Genomic DNA, 17,548 nt, shown 5'->3' with positions numbered 1-17,548 from the left:
GGGCTCAGGCACGACGGCCGATCAGCCGCCGTAGCGTCCGGTGATGTTGCGGGCGAGCTGCTCGCCCTCCCGGATGAACCGGGTCGAGGCCTCCTGGGCCGAAGGGGTGCAGACGTGGTAGGTGAGGGCATAGGCCTGGTAGCCTTTGTTGTAGGCCCCGGCCAGGCGTTCGCGGCGGCCCTGCGTGGTGCCTTCCGTCTCGAGCAGGATCTGCATGCGCCGGCCCCATTCGTCGCCATCGGGCGCGGTGCAGAGCGGGCGCAGCATGGCGAGCGCGCCCATGATCTCGGCGAGCCGCAGCAGCTCCTTCTCATAGGGAGCGGGTGGCGGTTCGGCTGCGGGAGCGGGCGCGGCCTGCTGCTGGTTGGGCTGCGGCTGGGGCGCCGTCTGCTGCGGCCGCCGCTGTTGCGGCTGCGGGCGCGGGCGGTATTGCGGCGGCGGCGCCTGGTAGCCCTGCCGCGGCGCGTTCGGGTCCCGAGGGGGGCCGAACAGGCGCTCGAAGAAGCCCTGTGCCGCTCCCGGCTGCGCGGAGGCGGGAAGCATGGCGAGAGCGATGAGCAGGGCGACGACGCGCTTCATGGGCGCGTGTCCCCGCGGGCGATCGTGAAGGCCTGCTCCAGAATCCCGCCGAGTCCCGCCGTCATGGGCAGATCCGCAATATCCCGTTCCGTAATCCAACGGATGTCCTTTGCTTCCGGTCCTGTCTGGGGTTCGCCGGAGACCCAGCGCGCGGCATGGGGGGCGATGACGACATGATGCTTTATATGGCCTCGCCCGTCCCTTTCAATGAATTCCACGGGCGTGAGGAGTCCCATGACCTCCGCTTCGACGCCGACCTCCTCGTGCAGCTCCCGGAGGGCCGCCTCGGCGAGGGTCTCTCCCGCCTCCACCATGCCGCCCGGCAGGGAATAGAGCCCCTCGCCCGGCGGCTTCCCGCGGGCGGCGAGCAGGATGCGCCCATCGCGGATCACCGCCACCGAGGCGGCCAGGATGGGGCGGGTGGGGTAAAGGCGGTCATCCGTCATGACGATGGCGGCTCCCCGTCCACGCTGTAGCGGGCGCGGGGCCGGATCAGCCGGGCCTGGCTGCGCTGCTCGATGGCATGAGCCAGCCATCCGGCGCTCCTCCCGACGGCGAAGAGGCTAAAGGCCGCCCCGCGCGGAAGTCCATAGGCGCGCTCCAGCATGACCAGGGCGGCATCGACGCTGGGCGTTCCGCCCGCCGTATCCGCGATGGCCCGGAAGATCGTTCCATCGCAGGCGAGCAGCGGCACATTCTCGAGAATGGCCGCCGTGCGGGGGTCGCCCTCGGGATAGAGCCTGTGCCGGAAATTCGGAACGGGGACCTTGTCGGGCGCTTCCAGGAAGGCCCTCACCCGCTCGGTCATGCCGCCGTGATAGGGGCCGCCCAGGGCCGCGAGCCCGGCGATCACGGCGTTGCGCAGGGATGCGCCGGTCGAGGCCGTGACCCGCACCGCGAAGGCGGAGGAGCTGAGTTCGTGATCGGCGCAGAGGACGAGGGCCCGGCGGATCGCCTCCGCCGCCTGAGGCGCCTTCCAGGCACGGGCCAGATGTCGATGCAAGGGCTCCAGTCCCGGATCGGCCCCGCTGGCCGCAGCCGCCATCAGGCGCAGGATCGCCGCCACCTCCACGATCCGCATCTCCTTGGGGACGGGCTCGGAGAGAAGGCGCATCGCATTCGAGATGAAAGCATGCACGCCGTCCGCGGGAGCGGGAAGGGCGCGAGGCAACCGGGAGAGGAGGCGGAAGGCCTCGCCGGGAAGGCCCCCGATCAGCAGGAGCGCCGTGTCCTCCAGGGTTGCGGCCCGCGCCCAGCCGAGGGCGTCGTGCCCGCGATAGAAGAGCCGTCCGTCCTTGATCTGGGTGATGCTCGTCTCCAGCACCGGGAGGCCCCAGTCGAGGGCGGTCGCCGCCGCGACGGTCGGGCGGCGAAACCGGGTCTTGCGGGCGACGAGGGCCTCGACGTCGTCTAGGGCGTAGAGCCGCTGGCGGGGGTCGTGAGGCGAGGTGAAGGACCGGATGAGGCCCCGGCTCACATAGGCGTAGAGGCTCGGCCGGCTGATCCCGAGCCGGGAGGAGGCTGCTTCGGCGGAGGTCAGTTCGATACCCATATGTTGACATGTTGATTCAAGATTGACGGTTGCGCAAGTGCGGCGCGATGGTCCTCGGGAACAAGGAGAAATCGCATGAGCATCGGACTCGATGACGTCGTTGCCGCCGAAACGGTACTGAGCGACGTGGATGGCGAAGCAGGCCGCCTGATCATCAGGGGGCGCGACCTGGAGGAATTGGCCGGCCACGTCCCCTTCGAGGAGGTCGCCGCAAGGCTGTGGGACGGCCTGGTTCCCGGAGTCCCCTCCGATCTGCGCGCCGGCTTCGGCGGGGCGCGGGAGAGAGCCTTCCGGTATCTCTCGCCCCTGGCGCGGCACCTGTCCGGTCTCACGCCGGTCGAGGGCATGCGCCTTCTGCTCTCGGCCCTGCCGGACGCGGACAAAGAGCCCGCCCTGCTCGCCGTCGGCGGGTCGGCGGTCGCCGCCGCCATGGCGATCCGGGGCGCGAAGGGGCTTTCGCCCGTCGCGCCGGACGCGTCCGCCGGTCACGCGGCGGATCTGCTGCGCATGATCAGGGGCGCGCCGGTCGACGCGGGCAGGTCGCGGGGCCTCGATGCCTATCTCGTCACGGTGATCGATCACGGCCTCAACGCGTCGACCTTCGCGGCCCGTGTGGTGGCCTCCACCGATGCCGGCCTGCTCTCCGCCGTCGTCGCCGGGCTGTGCGCGCTGAAGGGACCGCTTCATGGCGGCGCTCCCGGTCCGGTGCTCGACATGCTCGATGAGATCGGCACGGTCGAGAATGCGGAAGCCTGGCTCGACGACGCCATGGCGCGGGGCGAGCGCCTCATGGGCTTCGGCCACCGGGTCTATCGGGTGCGCGACCCGCGCGCGGACGTGCTCAAGGCTGCCGCCGCGCGGCTGAGGGGCGACGACAACCGCATCGCCTTCGCCGAGGCCGTCGAACAGGCGGCCTTGAGGGTGCTTCAGCGTCGCAAGCCCGGCCGCCGTCTCGACACCAACGTGGAGTTCTACACGGCGATCCTTCTGGATTCGCTCGGCGTGCCGCGCGAAGGCTTCACGCCGCTCTTCGCCGCCGGGCGCACGGCGGGCTGGGTGGCTCACGCGGTCGAGCAGGAGCATGCCGGCCGCATCATCCGCCCGCAATCGCGCTATGTGGGGCCGTGGCCGGCGAAGGCGGCCTGAAGGAGACGCGCACCTGTCCCGGGGCCGCGCAGCGGGGCCCGGGATCCCTCTCCGCGACGGTCCAGAACGAGGCTGTGGGGGCGGTTGCGCTTCTCCACGACGCGTCGTGGCTATGGATCCCCGCCTTCGCGGGATGACGCTCGGCGCGACCTTCCTTAAACGTGCTGTCCGCCGTTGATGTGCAGCTCAGCGCCGTTCACGTAGGAACTCGCGTCGGTGCAGAGGAAGTAGATGGCCTTGGCCACCTCGTCCGGGGTGCCGAGGCGGCGCATGGGGATCTGCTCGACGATCTTCTCCGTGCCGGGCGACAGGATCGAGGTGTCGATCTCGCCGGGCGAGATGGCGTTCACGCGGACCCCCAGGGGACCGAAATCGGCGGCCATCTCGCGGGTGAGCGCGGCGAGCGCCGCCTTCGAGGTGGAATAGGCGGCGCCCGCGAAGGGGTGGACGCGCGAGCCCGCGATGGAGGTGACGTTCACCACGGAGCCTTTTGCGCGGGTCAGCTCGTCCTGCAGGCCGCGGGCGAGCATGATCGAGGCGAAGAAGTTCACCTGGAAGACCCGCAGCCAATCCTCATAGACTGTATTGATCGCGTTCAGCCGCGAGCCGCCGGGGCCCTTGGGCGAGATGCCCGCATTGTTGACGAGCGCGTGCAGGCAGCCGCCCTCGGCCGCGAGCCGTTCCTTCACCTCGGCGATGGCGCGTAAGGTGTCCTCGGCATTCGCGAGATCGACCTGGAGGTGGTCTTCCGGACCCATCTCCCATGGGCAGTTTTCCGGAAAGCCGTGGCGGGAGCACGTGATCACCCGCCAGCCGGCCGCCGAGAACCGCTTGACCGTGGCATGCCCGATCCCGCGGCTGGCGCCGGTGAGCAGCATGATGCGGCGGGAGGTGTTGGATGAAGAGGACATGGCAAATCTCTATGAGCGAAGGCCCATCCTTATCCGATCCGGAGGCGCAAGTCTCACGGATAAAGGCGGACCTTCCGCCATCCGTCTCCCTCGCGGCTGAAGACCACGCGGTCATGGAGGCGGAAAGGCTTGTCCTGCCAGAATTCGATGGAGACGGGCGCAATGCGGAAACCCGTCCAGTGGGGCGGGCGCGGCACCTCGCCGATGGCATATTTCGCGGCGTTGACGGCCACCGCCTTCTCGAGCGCGAAACGGCTTTCCAGCGGGCGGGACTGCTGGCTCGCCCAGGCGCCGATGCGGCTGTCGCGGGGGCGGCTCTGAAAATAGGCGTCGGCCTCCGCGTCGCTCACCATTGTCACGGGTCCGCGCGCGCGGACCTGGCGGCGCAGGCTCTTCCAGTGCAGCACGAGCGCGGCCTTCTTCTGTCCCAGCAGCTCGCGGCCCTTGTTGGATTCCGTGTTGGTGTAGAACACGAAGCCGTTCTCGTCGAAGCCCTTGAGCAGAACCATGCGGACATTGGGCAGCCCCGTCTCGTCGACGGTGGCGAGCGCCATGGCGTTGGGGTCGTTCGGCTCGGAGGCCTCCGCCTCGCTCAGCCAGGACCGGAACAGGGTGAAGGGCTCTTCGGATTCGGTGAAGTCACCGGTTGTTAACTGGTTCAATGGTTTATCTCGGTGTGTGACTTTTCGATACGGGGACCCGACGCGTGCCGTGGATCAAGACGCGCCGTTATAGATCAGATGGGATCCTGCGCGAAGCCGGGAAACTCCGCGAAGCCGGTAAACTCCGCGAAGCCGGGAAACTCTTGGCCGCAGGGATCATCGCCCTGTCGACGTCGGCGTGCAGTTTCTCTCTCGGCATGGCGGGAATGGATGTCGAGGAGCCCAAGACCACGGGAGCCCTCGCTCCGGCCGAGCCGCACGCCGCGCCGTCGCCGCTCTCGCCGGCGCTGAACGACGAGGATTGGCGCCGGGCGAAGGCCGCTCTGGCCGTCGCCCTCGATCCCCAGGGGCCCGGCACCCAGGTCTCCTGGGACAACCCGGACACCTCCATGAGGGGGAGCTTCACGCCCGCCGGCGCTCCCTTCGTGAAGAACGACGAGATCTGCCGCGCCTTCGACGCGCATCTGAGCGGTCCGGCGAATGCCTCCCTGCACGGCACGGCCTGCCGACTTTCGGGCGCCGACTGGACGGTCAAGGAGATCCGGCCGCTTGCGGGCGAGACGAAGCCCGGAAACGGCCCGGCCAGGCCCGAGAAGAAAGTCGCCAAGGCCTAGCGCATCCTGCGACGAAGCGGCCCCGGTTTTTCATAAGCACGATGCGCTGTGCTACAGGAGGATCGATTCGATACTCCAGCGCCCCGGCAGGGGCGCTCGATGCGCCAAGCTCCGCCGAACTGCTCGTTGCAAAGCAGCAACACTTTTCCCATATGAACCTTGAGTTCCGTGGGGCGGTTCTGCCTCAATCAGACGGTTCATGGATTGTCCACGATGCGAAATCCCTACGACGTTCTAGGCGTGTCCCGCTCCGCCAGCGAAGCGGAGATCAAGAAGGCGTTCCGCAAGCTCGCCAAGTCTTATCACCCGGACAGCAACAAGAACGACCCCAAGGCCAAGGACAAGTTCGCCGAGGCCAATTCGGCCTATGAGATCCTTGGCGACCCGGAGAAGCGCGCTCAGTTCGACCGGGGCGAGATCGATGCGGAGGGCAAGCCGCGCTTCCAGGGTTTCGAAGGATTCGGCGGCGGCCGGGGCGCGGGCGGGCAAGGCTTCGAGGGCTACGGCTTCGGCGGTGGCGGCGGTCCCTTCGGCGGCCGGCGCAATGCGCGCGGCTTTTCGGGGGGCGATGCGGGAGAGGACATCTTTTCCCAGCTTTTCGGCGAGGCCTTCCGCTCGGCCGGGGCCGAGAGCATGCGCCAGCAGGGACGCGCCCGCCCCCAGAAGGGCGAGGACGTGTCCGCCACGCTCACGGTGACCCTGGAGGAGGTTGCCGCGGAAGCCAAGAAGCGCATCCGGCTGCCCACGGGCCGCGACGTGGACGTGGTCATTCCCAAGGGCGTGAGCGACGGGCAGGTGATCCGCCTGCGCGGCCTGGGGCAGGGGGCTCCGGGCGTGAATCCGGGCGATGCGCTGCTCACCATCGAGATCGCGCCTCATGACCGGTTCACCATGGAAGGGGCGAACCTGCGCCAGCGCCTGCCGATCCAGATCGAGGAGGCCATCCTCGGCGGTCCCGTGCGGATCCCGACCCTGACCGGCGCGGTGAGCATGAACATCCCGCCCATGACCGATTCCGGACGCACCTTCCGGCTTCGCGGCAAGGGGCTGCCCACGAAGGGCGGCGGACATGGCGACCTTCTCGTCACCGTGGAGATCAAGCTTCCTCAGGCCGTGTCCGAGGAGCTGATGGACTACGCCCGCAAGCGGCGTTCCGCGAAGGCGGAGTAACGAAAGCTTACGGTTAGGCACCTGGATTGCGTTCCTATCGACCAAGAGGGCTTCCCCAGGCCTGCAGGGTCGGCTAAAGAAGCCGTTCTTTCACGTGTCCAGCGACGATCTAGGTGAATCTCATGGCGGAGACAAAGGCCACCGGCATTCTGGCCGGTAAGCGTGGCTTGGTGATGGGCGTGGCGAACAACCGTTCGATCGCCTGGGGCATTGCACAGGCCGCCCGCCAGCAGGGCGCGGAACTTGCTTTCACCTATCAGGGCGATGCCCTGAAGAAGCGAGTGGAGCCCCTGGCCAAGGAACTCGACGCCCATGTGGTCGGGCATTGCGACGTGACGGACGACGCCACCATCGACGCCGTGTTCGAGGAAGTGAAGCGCCTCTGGGGCAAGCTCGATTTCGTCATCCACTGCATCGCCTTCTCCGACAAGGACGAGCTCACCGGCCGCTATGTGGACACCAGCGAGGGCAACTTCTCCAAGTCGCTCCTGATTTCCTGCTATTCCTTCACGGCCATCGCCCAGCGCGCCGAGAAGCTGATGACCGACGGCGGGTCGCTCGTGACGCTCACCTATTACGGCGCCGAGAAGTGGATGCCCCACTACAACGTCATGGGCGTGGCCAAGGCGGCGCTCGAGGCTTCGGTGCGCTATCTCGCGGCCGATCTCGGCCCCAAGAACATCCGCGTCAATGCCATCTCGGCGGGCCCCATCAAGACGCTCGCGGCCTCGGGCATCGGCGATTTCCGCTATATTCTGAAGTGGAACGAATACAACTCGCCCCTGCGCCGCACGGTCACCACCGAGGAGGTCGGCGAGACGGCCGCCTACCTCGTCTCCGACATGGCGCGCGGCATGACCGGCGAGATCATGCACGTGGATGCCGGCTATCATGTCGTCGGCATGAAGAATCCGGAAGCCCCCGACCTTTCCCTCGACAAAGAGTAACCCGGCCGATCATGAATTCGCCTCGCCCGACGATCTACTTCATCCGCCACGGCGAGACGGACTGGAATCTGGAAGGCCGCCTCCAGGGTCAGAAGGACATTCCGCTCAACGACCTGGGCCGCGTCCAGGCCGAGGAGGCGGGCCGCCGTCTCCAGTCGATCCGTCCGCATTACGAGGATCTCGCCTATGTCGCGAGCCCGATGCGGCGCACCCGCGAGACCATGGAGATCCTGCGCGGCGCCATCGGTCTCCAGCCCCAGGGCTATCGCCTGGACGAGCGCCTGGTCGAGATCACGTTCGGGGCCTGGGAAGGCATGACCTGGAAAGAGGTCCGCAAGGCGGAGCCGCAGCTCGCGGCCCTGCGCGAGCAGGACAAGTGGAACTATGCCCCACCGGGGGGAGGCGAGAGCTACGCCATGCTCGTCGACCGCATCCGCCCCGTCCTCGACGACCTGACGCGCGACACCGTCATCGTGGCCCATGGCGGCGTGGCCCGCGCCTTCCTGTCGATATGCTGCGGAATCTCCTCGCGCCAGGCGGCGAGCATGGACATCTGGCAGGGCAGGGTGCTCGTTTTCGAGGGGCGCAATCACCGCTGGGTGTGAGGCTTGCGTCCTCACCTTCGCCCGGCCTCCACGTCTTGATGACGCAACCGTTCCGAAGACGTGGATGGCCACAGCGGACGCGGCGATGAGGGTGGAGCCTGCGGCAGCCGACGCGACTCGCCCATTGACCCCTGACCCTGCTCGGCCTCCGCGACATTCTCCACGCCGCGGATGCGACCGAACTCTCCTGATCGACGACGTCGACCGCGACGCGCAGGGCCGCATCACGATCGACCGGCGCGTCCGGATGCCGGAAATCGAACGACAGGCCCCTCCCGGGCTGATGGGGCGGGGTCTGGCCTGTTCAGGAGAACGGAAGAATGAGGCGAGTTCGACGCGCCTATTCGCGCGCAAAGCGGCCTTCGCGCATCAGAGTGCATATCTGCACCTTGTATTCTCCATAGAGTTCGTTTCGCCCACGTCTTTTCGCCGCCACGTGGCGTGGATGGCGGGCCCAGGCGCCGAGGGCGTCCTCCGACTCGTATTCGGCGATCGTCACCCGCTCCCCGTCATCGGCCACGAAGGATTTATGAGCGACATAGCCGGGGATTTCCTTGGCCATGGAAGCGACGGCTGTCGCCTCGGCCCTGTAGGCTTCCTCGATGCCCTCTCTGAGACGGTTTCGGAATACGACGACGATCATGGTGCAAATCCTGCTCTAAGGCTCTGGATGTAGAGTTGCCTCAGATGTGTAATCCCGTAAAATGAATAATACAGATTATATCGTTCTCATGACGGAATATGGAAATCTCCGATCTGTTCATCTTCCAAGCGGTTGTCCGTCACGGAGGAATCACGAGCGCGGCAAAGCAGCTGAACCGCGTCCAGTCCAATGTCACCGTCCGCATTCGCAAGCTCGAGGCCAGTCTCGGTGTCCGGCTCTTCCTGCGGGAGGGAAAACGGGTGCGGCTGTCGCCGGCGGGCAGAATTCTGCTGGATTACGCGGAGCAGATCCTTGTCCTTGCAGAGCAGGCGCGATCCGCCGTTCACGAAACCCGGCCTTTCGGGGTCCTGCGCCTTGGGACCATGGAGAGCACGGCCGCGGCGCGTCTCCCCCGGCCCCTATGCGAGTATCATGAGCGCTATCCCGAGGTGTCCATCGAGCTTCGGACGGGATCGCCGAGGGAGCAAATTGCTCTCGTTCTCTCGGGCGAGCTGGATGCCGCCCTTGTCGCGGAGCCCGTCCATGACGACCGTTTGAACACGCTCGCCATCTTCGAGGAGGAACTGGTGCTCGTCGGCGGAGCTGCGCATCCGCCGATTGCCGCACCGCGCGACGTGGATCCCCGGACGGCTCTGGTTTTCCATCCGGGATGCCCCTATCGCGCACGTCTGGAAGGCTGGTTCGCCCGCGCCGGAACCCCCATCGGGCGCATGATCGAACTCACGTCGTATCACGCCATGCTGGGCTGCGCGGCTGCCGGTATGGGGGTTGCGATGATGCCCTTGAGCGTCGTCCGGACCTATTCCGAGCGATCCCGCCTCGGCATTCACCCCATCGCGGATCCCGATTTCAACAGCGCCAGGACGCTTTTCGTCCGGCGCAAGACCCTGCAGCGTCCCGCAATCGAGCGGTTCGCCGAGCTTCTCCTGGCGCATTCCGGCGCGGCGGAGGCGTGACACCCGCGCGCTTTGGCTCTAAGACGCCCTGAACATTGTCGAAGTGCGCCATGTCCTACAACACGTTCGGTCACCTTTTCCGCGTCACCACCTTCGGCGAGAGCCACGGGCCCGCCCTCGGCTGCGTCATCGACGGCTGCCCGCCCATGATCCCGCTGGAGGCCTCCGAGATCCAGGCCGAGCTCGACCGGCGCCGTCCGGGCCAGTCGCGCTTCACCACCCAGCGCCAGGAGCCGGACCAGGTCAAGATTATCTCCGGCGTGTTCACGGACGAGCGCACGGGCCGGCAGGTCACCACCGGCACCCCCATCGCCCTGATGATCGAGAACGTGGACCAGCGCTCGAAGGATTATTCGGAGATCAAGAACTCCTATCGCCCGGGCCATGCGGATTTCACCTACGACGTGAAATACGGCATCCGCGACTATCGCGGCGGCGGGCGCTCCTCCGCGCGCGAGACGGCGGCCCGCGTGGCGGCGGGAGCGGTGGCGCGCAGGGTTCTCTCCGGCGTCACCATTCGCGGCGCCCTCGTGCAGATGGGGCCTCACGCCATCGACCGTGGCAACTGGGACTGGGAGGAGATCGCGCGCAATCCCTTCTTCTGCCCGGACGCCAAGGCGGCGGAATTCTATGAGGATTATCTCGACGGCCTGCGCAAGGCGGGATCGTCCATCGGCGCCGTGATCGAGATCGTGGCCGAGGGCGTGCCGGCGGGCCTCGGCGCGCCGATCTACGGCAAGCTCGATTCCGACCTCGCGGCCGCGATGATGTCGATCAACGCGGTCAAGGGCGTGGAAATCGGAGACGGTTTTGCCGCCGCGACCCTTCGCGGCGAGGAGAATGCCGACGAGATGCGGCCGGGAAACCAGGGTGCGCCGACCTTCCTGTCGAACCACGCGGGCGGCGTCCTGGGCGGCATCTCCACCGGCCAGCCGGTCGTCTGCCGCTTCGCCGTGAAGCCGACCTCGTCGATCCTCACCCCGCGCTCCAGCGTGACCCGCACGGGCGCGGAGGCCGAAGTGATGACGAAGGGCCGGCACGATCCCTGCGTGGGCATCCGGGCGGTGCCGGTGGGCGAGGCGATGATGGCCTGCGTCCTCGCCGATCACCTCCTGCGCCATCGCGGGCAGGTCGGAGAGGGGCCTGCCTGGCCGTTTGGCGGGTAGGGGCTTCGTAAGAGCCTTCTTTGCCGGTGCTCCGTCGATACGCCCTCGCAATACGCCCTCGTCGTGCCCGGCCATGACGGGAGGACGATCGCGGGTTGTCTGGATGAGCCGCAGGATCAGGGTCTTTTAGTTTTAGTCCTGCTGGCCGAGAGAAGATTTCATCAAATTTTAGTTTTACTAAAATCGCAGCTTCCGCTAAGCCTGGGCCATGAAGCTTGCTGAATGGTTGTCCCGCAACGGCGTGTCGCGCGTGGAATTCGCGCGGCGGATCGGCGTCACTCCCGGCGCCATTACCCAGATGTGCAATTCCGACCATGCCTGGCTTTCGCGGGACACCGCGGAAATGATCGCCCGCGAAACCCGCGGAGCCGTCACGCCCAACGATTTTCTGCCCCTATCCGCCCAGGAGGCCCTCATGTCCAACTCCGTCGCCGAAGCCATCGAGGCTTTCGCCCGCGGTGAAATCGTGATCGTCACGGACGATGACGACCGCGAGAACGAGGGCGATCTCATCGTCGCGGCCTCCCTCTGCACGCCCGAGAAGATGGCCTTCATCATCCGAAACACCTGCGGCATCGTCTGCGCGCCGCTGACCGTCGCGGAGGCGCGCCGCCTGCGGCTCGACCCGATGGTGGCCTCCAACGACGCGCCTCTCGGCACGGCGTTCACCGTCACGGTCGACGTGAAGCACGGGCTGACCACGGGCATCTCCGCCGAGCAGCGCTCCAACACCGTGCGGGCGCTCGCCAACAACAACATGGGGGCCGCCGATTTCGTGCGCCCCGGCCACGTGTTCCCGCTCATCGCCAAGGATGGCGGCGTGCTCATGCGCTCCGGCCACACGGAGGCCGCCGTCGATCTCTGCAAGCTCGCGAACCTGCCGCCGGTGGGCGTGATCTGCGAGCTCGCCAACGACGACGGCACGGTGATGAAGGGCCAGCAGATCGACGCCTTCGCCGAGCAGCACGATCTCAAGCGCATCTCGGTCGCCGATCTCATCGCCTATCGCCAGTCGCGCGAGAAGCTCGTCGAGCGCATCGCCACCTTCCCGGTGGAGACGCCCTGGGGCTCGTTCACGGGCTATGCCTATTCGACTCCCTTCGACAGCGTGCAGCACATGGCCGTCGTCCATGGCCGCATCGGCGACGGCGCCAATATTCCCGTGCGCCTGCACCGGGCCAATGCGCTGACCGACGTGTTCGAAGGCGGCCGGACGGTGTCTGCCGCCCTGCAGCGATTCGTGAAGGAGGGCAGGGGCGTCCTCGTCTACCTGCGCGACGGCACGGCCGGGGTGCCGGCGACCCATTTCTCCGAAAGCGAGGAGACCGCATCGGAAGCCGTGCGCTCCAGCCAATGGCGCGAGATCGGGCTCGGCGCGCAGATCCTGAAGGATCTCGGCGTCACGTCGATCCGCAACCTCGCCACCTCGAGCCGCTCCTATGTCGGCCTCTCCGGCTTCGGTATCGAACTGATCTGCGAAGAGCCGATCGAGTGCTGACGGGGCGGTGCATTCTCTTCACCCGACAGACCGGGGCGCCCGCGCGGGGATGACCAAGAGGGTGCCGGGATGAGAGGGGGCGGCGGCTCTCGCCGTCATGGCCGCACTTGTTGCGGCCATCCACGTCTCGAGACATGCGCGCCGAAGGTTGTCGATGACCGGCCTGCGGCGCCGGGCCTCAGGTGTGCATCTCGCGCCCCATGAGGGCATCGAGGTGGAAGGCGGTCGATTTGGCGAGACCTTCGAGATCGTAGCCTCCTTCGAGAACCGACACGATCCGCTGCCCGCAATGCCGGTCGGCGAGACCCATCAGTTTCTGCGTGGCCCAGGCGAAATCCGTCTCCGTGAGATTGAGGCTGGCCAGCGGATCGCGCCAATGGGCGTCGAAGCCGGCGGAAACGATGATGAGATCCGGCGCGAAGGCGTCGATGCGCGGAAGAATGGCGGTCTCCACGGCTTCGCGGAACGCTTCCGTGCCGTCCCCCGCATTGAGCGGCGCGTTGACGATCGTGCCGTGCTCGCCTGTTTCCGATAAGGCACCCGTTCCGGGATAGAGTGGCGCCTCGTGGGTCGAGGCGTAGAGCACGCTGGCGTCGCTCCAGAAGATGTCCTGCGTGCCGTTGCCGTGATGAACGTCCCAGTCGAAGATCGCGACGCGCTCGGCGCCGTATTTTCTCTGGGCATGGCGCGCGGCGATCGCGGCGTTGTTGAAGAAGCAGAAGCCCATGGCCCTGGTGCGTTCGGCATGGTGCCCGGGCGGGCGCATGGCGACAAAGGCGTTCGTGGCCCGGCCGGACATGACCTCGTCCACGGCCAAAACCGCGCCCCCGGCGGCGCGCAGGGCGGCCTCGTAGGTGCCGGGCGACATCACGGTGTCCTCATCAATTCGGACTAGCCCTTCCCGGGGGCTGATATCCCGCAGCCGTACGGCATAGTCTTCAGGATGGGCCAGGGTGAGGCTTTCCATCTCGGCCATGGGGGCTTGTTCGCGGATCAGCGCGGTGAAACGCTCCTTTTCCAGAGCGCGCTCGATGGCGCGGATGCGGTCCGGCCTCTCGGGATGACCGAGGGGCGTCTGATGGTTCAGGCTGGACGGATGGCTGATGTAGAGCGTTGACATGCAAGCACTTGATTAAGGGTGGAAAAACAGTGTCGCAGCCGCGCAACCGATTGTCCATGTTGTTGCGATGCAACACCTCTCCTGCGCCAACCGTGGCATTGTGGCGGTGATTCGCCTCGACCTCGGATCTGCCGATCCAGAAGTGAGCGTTACGTCAACCCATGCCGTCTTCGCGACGGCCAACAGAGCTTTCCTTCGATGCGCCTCTCGAGCCTCGTCTTCCTTGTGGCAACCATGGCAGCCGCCCTGGCGGGCTGCAATTACAAGGGCGTCCCCGACCCCCAGGTCTCCGCGCGCGACGCGGAATGGATGGCGCAGATTCCGCCGGCCCAGGAAGAGCCGCGCAATGCCCGCTACATCGTCGACGACCCGACCGGCGAGGCGCCCGGCACCATCGTGATCGACACGAAGGAGCGCCTCCTCTACCTCGTGCAGGATGGCAGGAAGGCCATCCGCTACGGCGTCGCCGTCGGCGACGAGGCCTATGGCTGGACCGGCACGTCGCGGATCGCCCGCAAGGCGGAATGGCCGAACTGGAACCCGCCCGCCGAGATGAAGGCGCGCTGGCCCCATGTGCATGCCATGACCGGCGGCCCCGCCAACCCGCTCGGCGCCCGCGCCCTCTACCTCTTCGAAGGTAACCGCGACACGCTCTACCGTATCCACGGCACCAACGAGCCGGAGAAGATCGGGCAGGCGGTGTCCTCCGGCTGCATCCGGATGCGCAACATCGACGTGATCGACCTCTACAACCGCGTGGCGCTGAACACGACCGTCATCGTGCGCTAAACCAAGATCGTCATGCTCGGGCCTCGCGCCCAAAAGAAAAGCGCCCTCGAGGGGCGCTTTTTCGTTGCAGGGCAATAGCGCCTCAATCGTCCAGGATTGCTTCCTTGCGGAGGATCGCCGGAAGCTCGACGGTCTTGGGCTTGGCCGGCTGACGTTTGACCGAGCGCATGGCGGCCGCGAGCGCCGGGAGGGCGACGGGCTTGAAGGCCGGAATAGCCTGGGCGGGGGCCTGGGAATTCGGTCGTTGGTCTCGGTTCGGGGCACGCACGGTCATGAATTTCCTCCTGGACATAGCTGGCGTTCACGCCTGCCGTCATGAATGGGGCAGACGCGTCCTCATTGAGGCAGACCCGCAATCATGTATTGGTTGTCCAAGGGATAGTCTCAACAGGCTTAATCCCGGATGAACGGCATGATGCTCTCGCGGCGTAGCCGTTACGGGTTCCGACGGCCGAGGCGACGGGCGAAATCCTCGCCGTCCTTCAGGCCCATTTCATAGGCCCTGCGGATGCCGTCGGGATTGGTGATGTCGAATTGTCCGATCGGGACGGGCTGCGAGGGCTGGACGTAGAGGCGTCCCTTCACCTGCGGGAAGGCGCGGTAGAGGCGGGACAGGATGACGAGCGTCCTGCCGCCCCGCTCCTCGACCGGAATCAGGGGCTCCGCCGGCACATTGTCGACCAGGCCGCCGTCGAGGGCCGCCGTGCCGCCGATGCGCCCCACCGGCATGAAGGGCGGCACGCTGGCGCTCGCCATCAGGGCGGCCGAGAGCTCGGCGGGAGAGGCGAGATCCTGCACCCGCACGAATTCGGGAACGAAGCCCAGCGCTCGCCCTCCGCGCGGATGGACGGGAGAGCGCCACTTCTTCTCGATCTGGTAGGCCGCGATTCCGAGCGGGACGGCGATGGCCAGCGGCAGGCGGCGGGGCTTGCGCGCCAGGCCGATCAGGATCTCGGGGCCTCTCTTCAGGCGGGCGAGCGCCGCCTCGTCGATGACGGCTTCGATGAGACTGCGATACATGAGGGAGACCGGCCAGGGCGAGCCCTCGCTGCGCCAGGCACGCCATTCGAAGTTGCGGCGGCCCTGGCTGCAGCCTTCGGCCACCATCTCGTTGACCATGCGGCCCAGGCCCAGGAGGCTGTAGCAGGCGGACCAGGCCCCCGCGCTGACACCCACGATCATGGTGGGGTCCAGGCCGAGAAGAGGGGCCGCCGCTTCCCAGAAGCCGCCCTGCCAGTAGCAGCGGTTGCCGCCGCCTGCGAATGCCACTGCGTCGAACATGGTTCCTAACGCTGCAATCTCTCGAGCGTCGCGTCCTCCTCGGCGCGGGCGCGTTCGCGCCAGGCGAGCACGATGCGCTCGAGATCGACGAGATCCTGTTCCGGAAGGGAGCCCAGGGTGCGCTGGACGTAGGAGCGCTGCACGGCGATGCCCTTCTCGGCCAGATCGCGCCCCTTCTTCGTCAGATACAGCGCATTCGAGCGCCGGTCGCCGGGGATGGAGCGGCGCTCGACGAGGTCGGCCTCCACCATCCGGTCGAGAAGGCCCGAGACATTTCCCTTCGTCACATAAAGCCGCTCCGCCAGTTCCTGCTGGCTCAGCCCCTCCCGCTCCGTCAGGGTGGAGAGAAGGTCGAATTGCGGGATCGACAGGCCGAGCGCCTTCAACTCGCTGGCGACCGTATTGAGCGCACGGCGATGCAGGCGGATGACGCGAAACCAGATCCGGAGCGGATCGGCTCCGAGATCCGCGGGAACGGGTGAGAGGGACGTCACGGACATAGGCTCCTGATACGACGGGATAGTTTAGGGCGAAACGATTCGCGCCGCCATCCCCGCCTCGGGACTTCGCGGCGAGAAGGCCGGCGCGATCCATTTTTATATGTTATATGATTTCATGAATGTGCTAAGGCTCGTCCCATCTTCCCTTGAGGATTATGACCATGACAGCCTCGCTCTCTTCCCAGGCCCCGCACGCCCCATCCCAAGCCACCCCCATGTCCTTCTCGGGACGGGGAGGCGAGTTTTTGAAGATGCTGGTGGCGGGAAGCCTTTTCCAGATCCCCACCTTCGGCTTCTATCGATTCTGGCTGACCACGAAGCTGCGCCGCCACCTCTGGGCCAACACGCAGATCGACGGCGAATCCTTCGAATATACCGGCACCGGCAAGGAGCTGCTGATCGGCTTCCTGATCGCTCTCGCCATCCTGGGCCCGCTCTATATCGCGATCTTCGTGCTGTCCTTCGCCCTCGAAGAGCAGGCGGCGTTCGCGAGCTTTCCTCTGTTTCTCATCCTGTACGTGCTGGCCCATTTCGGCAGCTATCGCGCCCGCCGCTACCGGGCGACCCGGACCGTCTTTCGCGGGGTCCGATTCTGGATGAAGGGATCGGGCTGGGCCTACGCCTTCCGGGCCATCCTGTGGGACGCCGCCAACCTGCTCACGCTCGGCCTCGCCCTGCCGTGGGCGATGGCCTATCTCGAGCGCTACCGCATGCGCCACACCTATTTCGGCAGCGTCCAGGGCGACTTCACCGGTACGGGCTGGACGCTGTTCAAGCGCGGCTGGTGGCTCTGGGCCGTCTCGTGGATCGCGCTCGGCGGCACCATCGCCGTCAGCTTTCATTTGGCCGAGACCTTTCCGGAGCACGAAATGACCTTTGCCGGGATCGGTCCGCTCTTCGCGTTTCCGCTCCTTGCGCTGCTCTGGCCGATCATGATGGCGATCTTCACCCGCTGGCATATCGACGGCCTGCGCATCGGCGGCGCGGCGGTGGCGAGCAGGCTGGGGACGGGCACGTTCTACGGCCTGTTCTTCAAGGTGCTCTTCTCATCTCTGGGCTACGCGATCGCCTTCGGCATCGTCTTCACGCTCGGGGCTTTCGCCCTCGGAATGTTCTTCCAGGAGGCCCTGCTCGACATGCAGGCCGGCGAGTGGACGAGCGGCGCGGTCGTCGTCGGCTTTCTCTGTGCGGTCGCCTATCTCGTCTTCCTGCTCGGCTTCGGCATCATTCAGCGCTACTTCCTCGTTCGCGGCCTGTGGGCAGCGATCGTCAACACCACGTCGGTGTCGAACCTGCGCTCGCTGGACAGCGCCGTTGCTTCCGGCCAACCTGCGGGCGGCATGGGCGAAGGGCTTGCCGACGCACTCGACTTCAGCGTCGGACTTTAA

Annotated in this window: 20 protein-coding genes; 10 read left to right on the top strand and 10 right to left on the bottom strand. The window is 66.7% G+C overall.

The genetic code is table 11. The features are described from left to right. Positions 1-21 precede the first annotated feature (21 nt). The 3 genes from RE429_RS16560 to RE429_RS16550 are packed head-to-tail and all read right to left on the bottom strand — an operon-like array spanning position 22 to position 2,131. Positions 22-579: a TIGR02301 family protein gene (locus RE429_RS16560; protein WP_414471809.1), complete on the bottom strand. Its 558-nt coding sequence runs from the start codon at positions 577-579 to the stop codon at positions 22-24. Continuing rightward, a complete protein-coding gene (locus RE429_RS16555) occupies positions 576-1,025 on the bottom strand; it encodes an NUDIX hydrolase (protein WP_414471808.1) in 450 nt (149 codons plus the stop codon). Before RE429_RS16555 ends, RE429_RS16560 begins: the two co-directional genes overlap by 4 nt. Continuing rightward, complete coding sequence (locus tag RE429_RS16550) at positions 1,022-2,131, bottom strand: citrate synthase (RefSeq protein WP_414471807.1); 1,110 nt, start codon at positions 2,129-2,131, stop codon at positions 1,022-1,024. Before RE429_RS16550 ends, RE429_RS16555 begins: the two co-directional genes overlap by 4 nt. Positions 2,132-2,206: 75 nt before the next feature. On the opposite strand from RE429_RS16550, the gene RE429_RS16545 reads away from it, so the two are divergent. Next, positions 2,207-3,277 carry a citrate synthase/methylcitrate synthase gene (locus tag RE429_RS16545; RefSeq protein ID WP_414471806.1) on the top strand — a complete coding sequence of 357 codons (1,071 nt, stop codon included), beginning with the start codon at positions 2,207-2,209 and terminating at the stop codon, positions 3,275-3,277. A 155-nt stretch (positions 3,278-3,432) separates the two neighbouring features. Here RE429_RS16545 and RE429_RS16540 read toward each other — a convergent pair whose 3' ends face one another. Next, positions 3,433-4,155: an SDR family NAD(P)-dependent oxidoreductase gene (locus RE429_RS16540; protein ID WP_414474226.1), complete on the bottom strand. Its 723-nt coding sequence runs from the start codon at positions 4,153-4,155 to the stop codon at positions 3,433-3,435. A gap of 86 nt (positions 4,156-4,241) precedes the next feature. Further along, complete coding sequence (gene pdxH, locus RE429_RS16535) at positions 4,242-4,850, bottom strand: pyridoxamine 5'-phosphate oxidase (RefSeq protein ID WP_414471805.1); 609 nt, start codon at positions 4,848-4,850, stop codon at positions 4,242-4,244. Positions 4,851-4,993: 143 nt separating this feature from the next. On the opposite strand from pdxH, the gene RE429_RS16530 reads away from it, so the two are divergent. The 4 genes from RE429_RS16530 (at position 4,994) to RE429_RS16515 (ending at position 8,186) form a co-directional block, all read left to right on the top strand. Further along, positions 4,994-5,464 (top strand): RT0821/Lpp0805 family surface protein, encoded by a 471-nt coding sequence (locus tag RE429_RS16530; RefSeq protein WP_414471804.1) that lies wholly within the window; start codon positions 4,994-4,996, stop codon positions 5,462-5,464. A 213-nt stretch (positions 5,465-5,677) separates the two neighbouring features. Continuing rightward, complete coding sequence (locus RE429_RS16525; RefSeq protein WP_414471803.1) at positions 5,678-6,634, top strand: DnaJ C-terminal domain-containing protein; 957 nt, start codon at positions 5,678-5,680, stop codon at positions 6,632-6,634. Positions 6,635-6,756: 122 nt separating this feature from the next. Continuing rightward, the gene (gene fabI / locus RE429_RS16520; RefSeq protein ID WP_414471802.1) at positions 6,757-7,581 is read left to right on the top strand and encodes an enoyl-ACP reductase FabI; all 825 of its coding nucleotides are present in this window, start codon (positions 6,757-6,759) and stop codon (positions 7,579-7,581) included. An 11-nt stretch (positions 7,582-7,592) separates the two neighbouring features. After that, on the top strand, positions 7,593-8,186 hold the full coding sequence (locus RE429_RS16515; protein WP_414471801.1) for a histidine phosphatase family protein: 594 nt from the start codon (positions 7,593-7,595) through the stop codon (positions 8,184-8,186). 340 nt (positions 8,187-8,526) lie between these two features. Here the strand turns inward: RE429_RS16515 and RE429_RS16510 are convergent, their stop codons facing one another. Continuing rightward, complete coding sequence (locus RE429_RS16510; RefSeq protein WP_414471800.1) at positions 8,527-8,829, bottom strand: antibiotic biosynthesis monooxygenase family protein; 303 nt, start codon at positions 8,827-8,829, stop codon at positions 8,527-8,529. A 98-nt stretch (positions 8,830-8,927) separates the two neighbouring features. On the opposite strand from RE429_RS16510, the gene RE429_RS16505 reads away from it, so the two are divergent. From RE429_RS16505 to ribB, 3 genes are all read left to right on the top strand, one after another. After that, positions 8,928-9,806, top strand: a complete 879-nt coding sequence (locus RE429_RS16505) for a LysR substrate-binding domain-containing protein (RefSeq protein WP_414471799.1) — start codon at positions 8,928-8,930, stop codon at positions 9,804-9,806. Positions 9,807-9,856: 50 nt separating this feature from the next. After that, positions 9,857-10,972, top strand: coding sequence for a chorismate synthase (gene aroC / locus RE429_RS16500; RefSeq protein WP_414471798.1), 1,116 nt, complete (start codon positions 9,857-9,859; stop codon positions 10,970-10,972). Between the two features lie 208 nt (positions 10,973-11,180). Next, positions 11,181-12,470 (top strand): 3,4-dihydroxy-2-butanone-4-phosphate synthase, encoded by a 1,290-nt coding sequence (gene ribB, locus RE429_RS16495; protein WP_414471797.1) that lies wholly within the window; start codon positions 11,181-11,183, stop codon positions 12,468-12,470. A gap of 178 nt (positions 12,471-12,648) precedes the next feature. Here ribB and RE429_RS16490 read toward each other — a convergent pair whose 3' ends face one another. Continuing rightward, complete coding sequence (locus RE429_RS16490) at positions 12,649-13,590, bottom strand: histone deacetylase family protein (protein WP_414471796.1); 942 nt, start codon at positions 13,588-13,590, stop codon at positions 12,649-12,651. A 198-nt stretch (positions 13,591-13,788) separates the two neighbouring features. On the opposite strand from RE429_RS16490, the gene RE429_RS16485 reads away from it, so the two are divergent. Continuing rightward, positions 13,789-14,379, top strand: coding sequence for a L,D-transpeptidase (locus RE429_RS16485; RefSeq protein ID WP_414471795.1), 591 nt, complete (start codon positions 13,789-13,791; stop codon positions 14,377-14,379). A gap of 82 nt (positions 14,380-14,461) precedes the next feature. On the opposite strand, the gene RE429_RS16480 is transcribed toward RE429_RS16485, so the two are convergent. The 3 genes from RE429_RS16480 to RE429_RS16470 all read right to left on the bottom strand — a co-directional run bounded on the left by RE429_RS16480 (position 14,462) and on the right by RE429_RS16470 (position 16,160). Further along, positions 14,462-14,653, bottom strand: coding sequence for a hypothetical protein (locus RE429_RS16480; RefSeq protein WP_414471794.1), 192 nt, complete (start codon positions 14,651-14,653; stop codon positions 14,462-14,464). A gap of 161 nt (positions 14,654-14,814) precedes the next feature. Beyond that, positions 14,815-15,660, bottom strand: coding sequence for a patatin-like phospholipase family protein (locus tag RE429_RS16475; protein ID WP_414471793.1), 846 nt, complete (start codon positions 15,658-15,660; stop codon positions 14,815-14,817). Positions 15,661-15,665: 5 nt separating this feature from the next. Next, on the bottom strand, positions 15,666-16,160 hold the full coding sequence (locus RE429_RS16470; protein WP_414471792.1) for a MarR family winged helix-turn-helix transcriptional regulator: 495 nt from the start codon (positions 16,158-16,160) through the stop codon (positions 15,666-15,668). A 161-nt stretch (positions 16,161-16,321) separates the two neighbouring features. On the opposite strand from RE429_RS16470, the gene RE429_RS16465 reads away from it, so the two are divergent. After that, positions 16,322-17,548: a DUF898 family protein gene (locus RE429_RS16465; protein WP_414471791.1), complete on the top strand. Its 1,227-nt coding sequence runs from the start codon at positions 16,322-16,324 to the stop codon at positions 17,546-17,548.

The sequence above is a fragment of the Microvirga sp. M2 genome (genome assembly GCF_047497095.1).
GTDB lineage: Bacteria > Pseudomonadota > Alphaproteobacteria > Rhizobiales > Beijerinckiaceae > Microvirga.
Note: the sequence above shows the minus strand (reverse complement) of the source record. Positions and strands in the feature narration are given on the sequence as shown.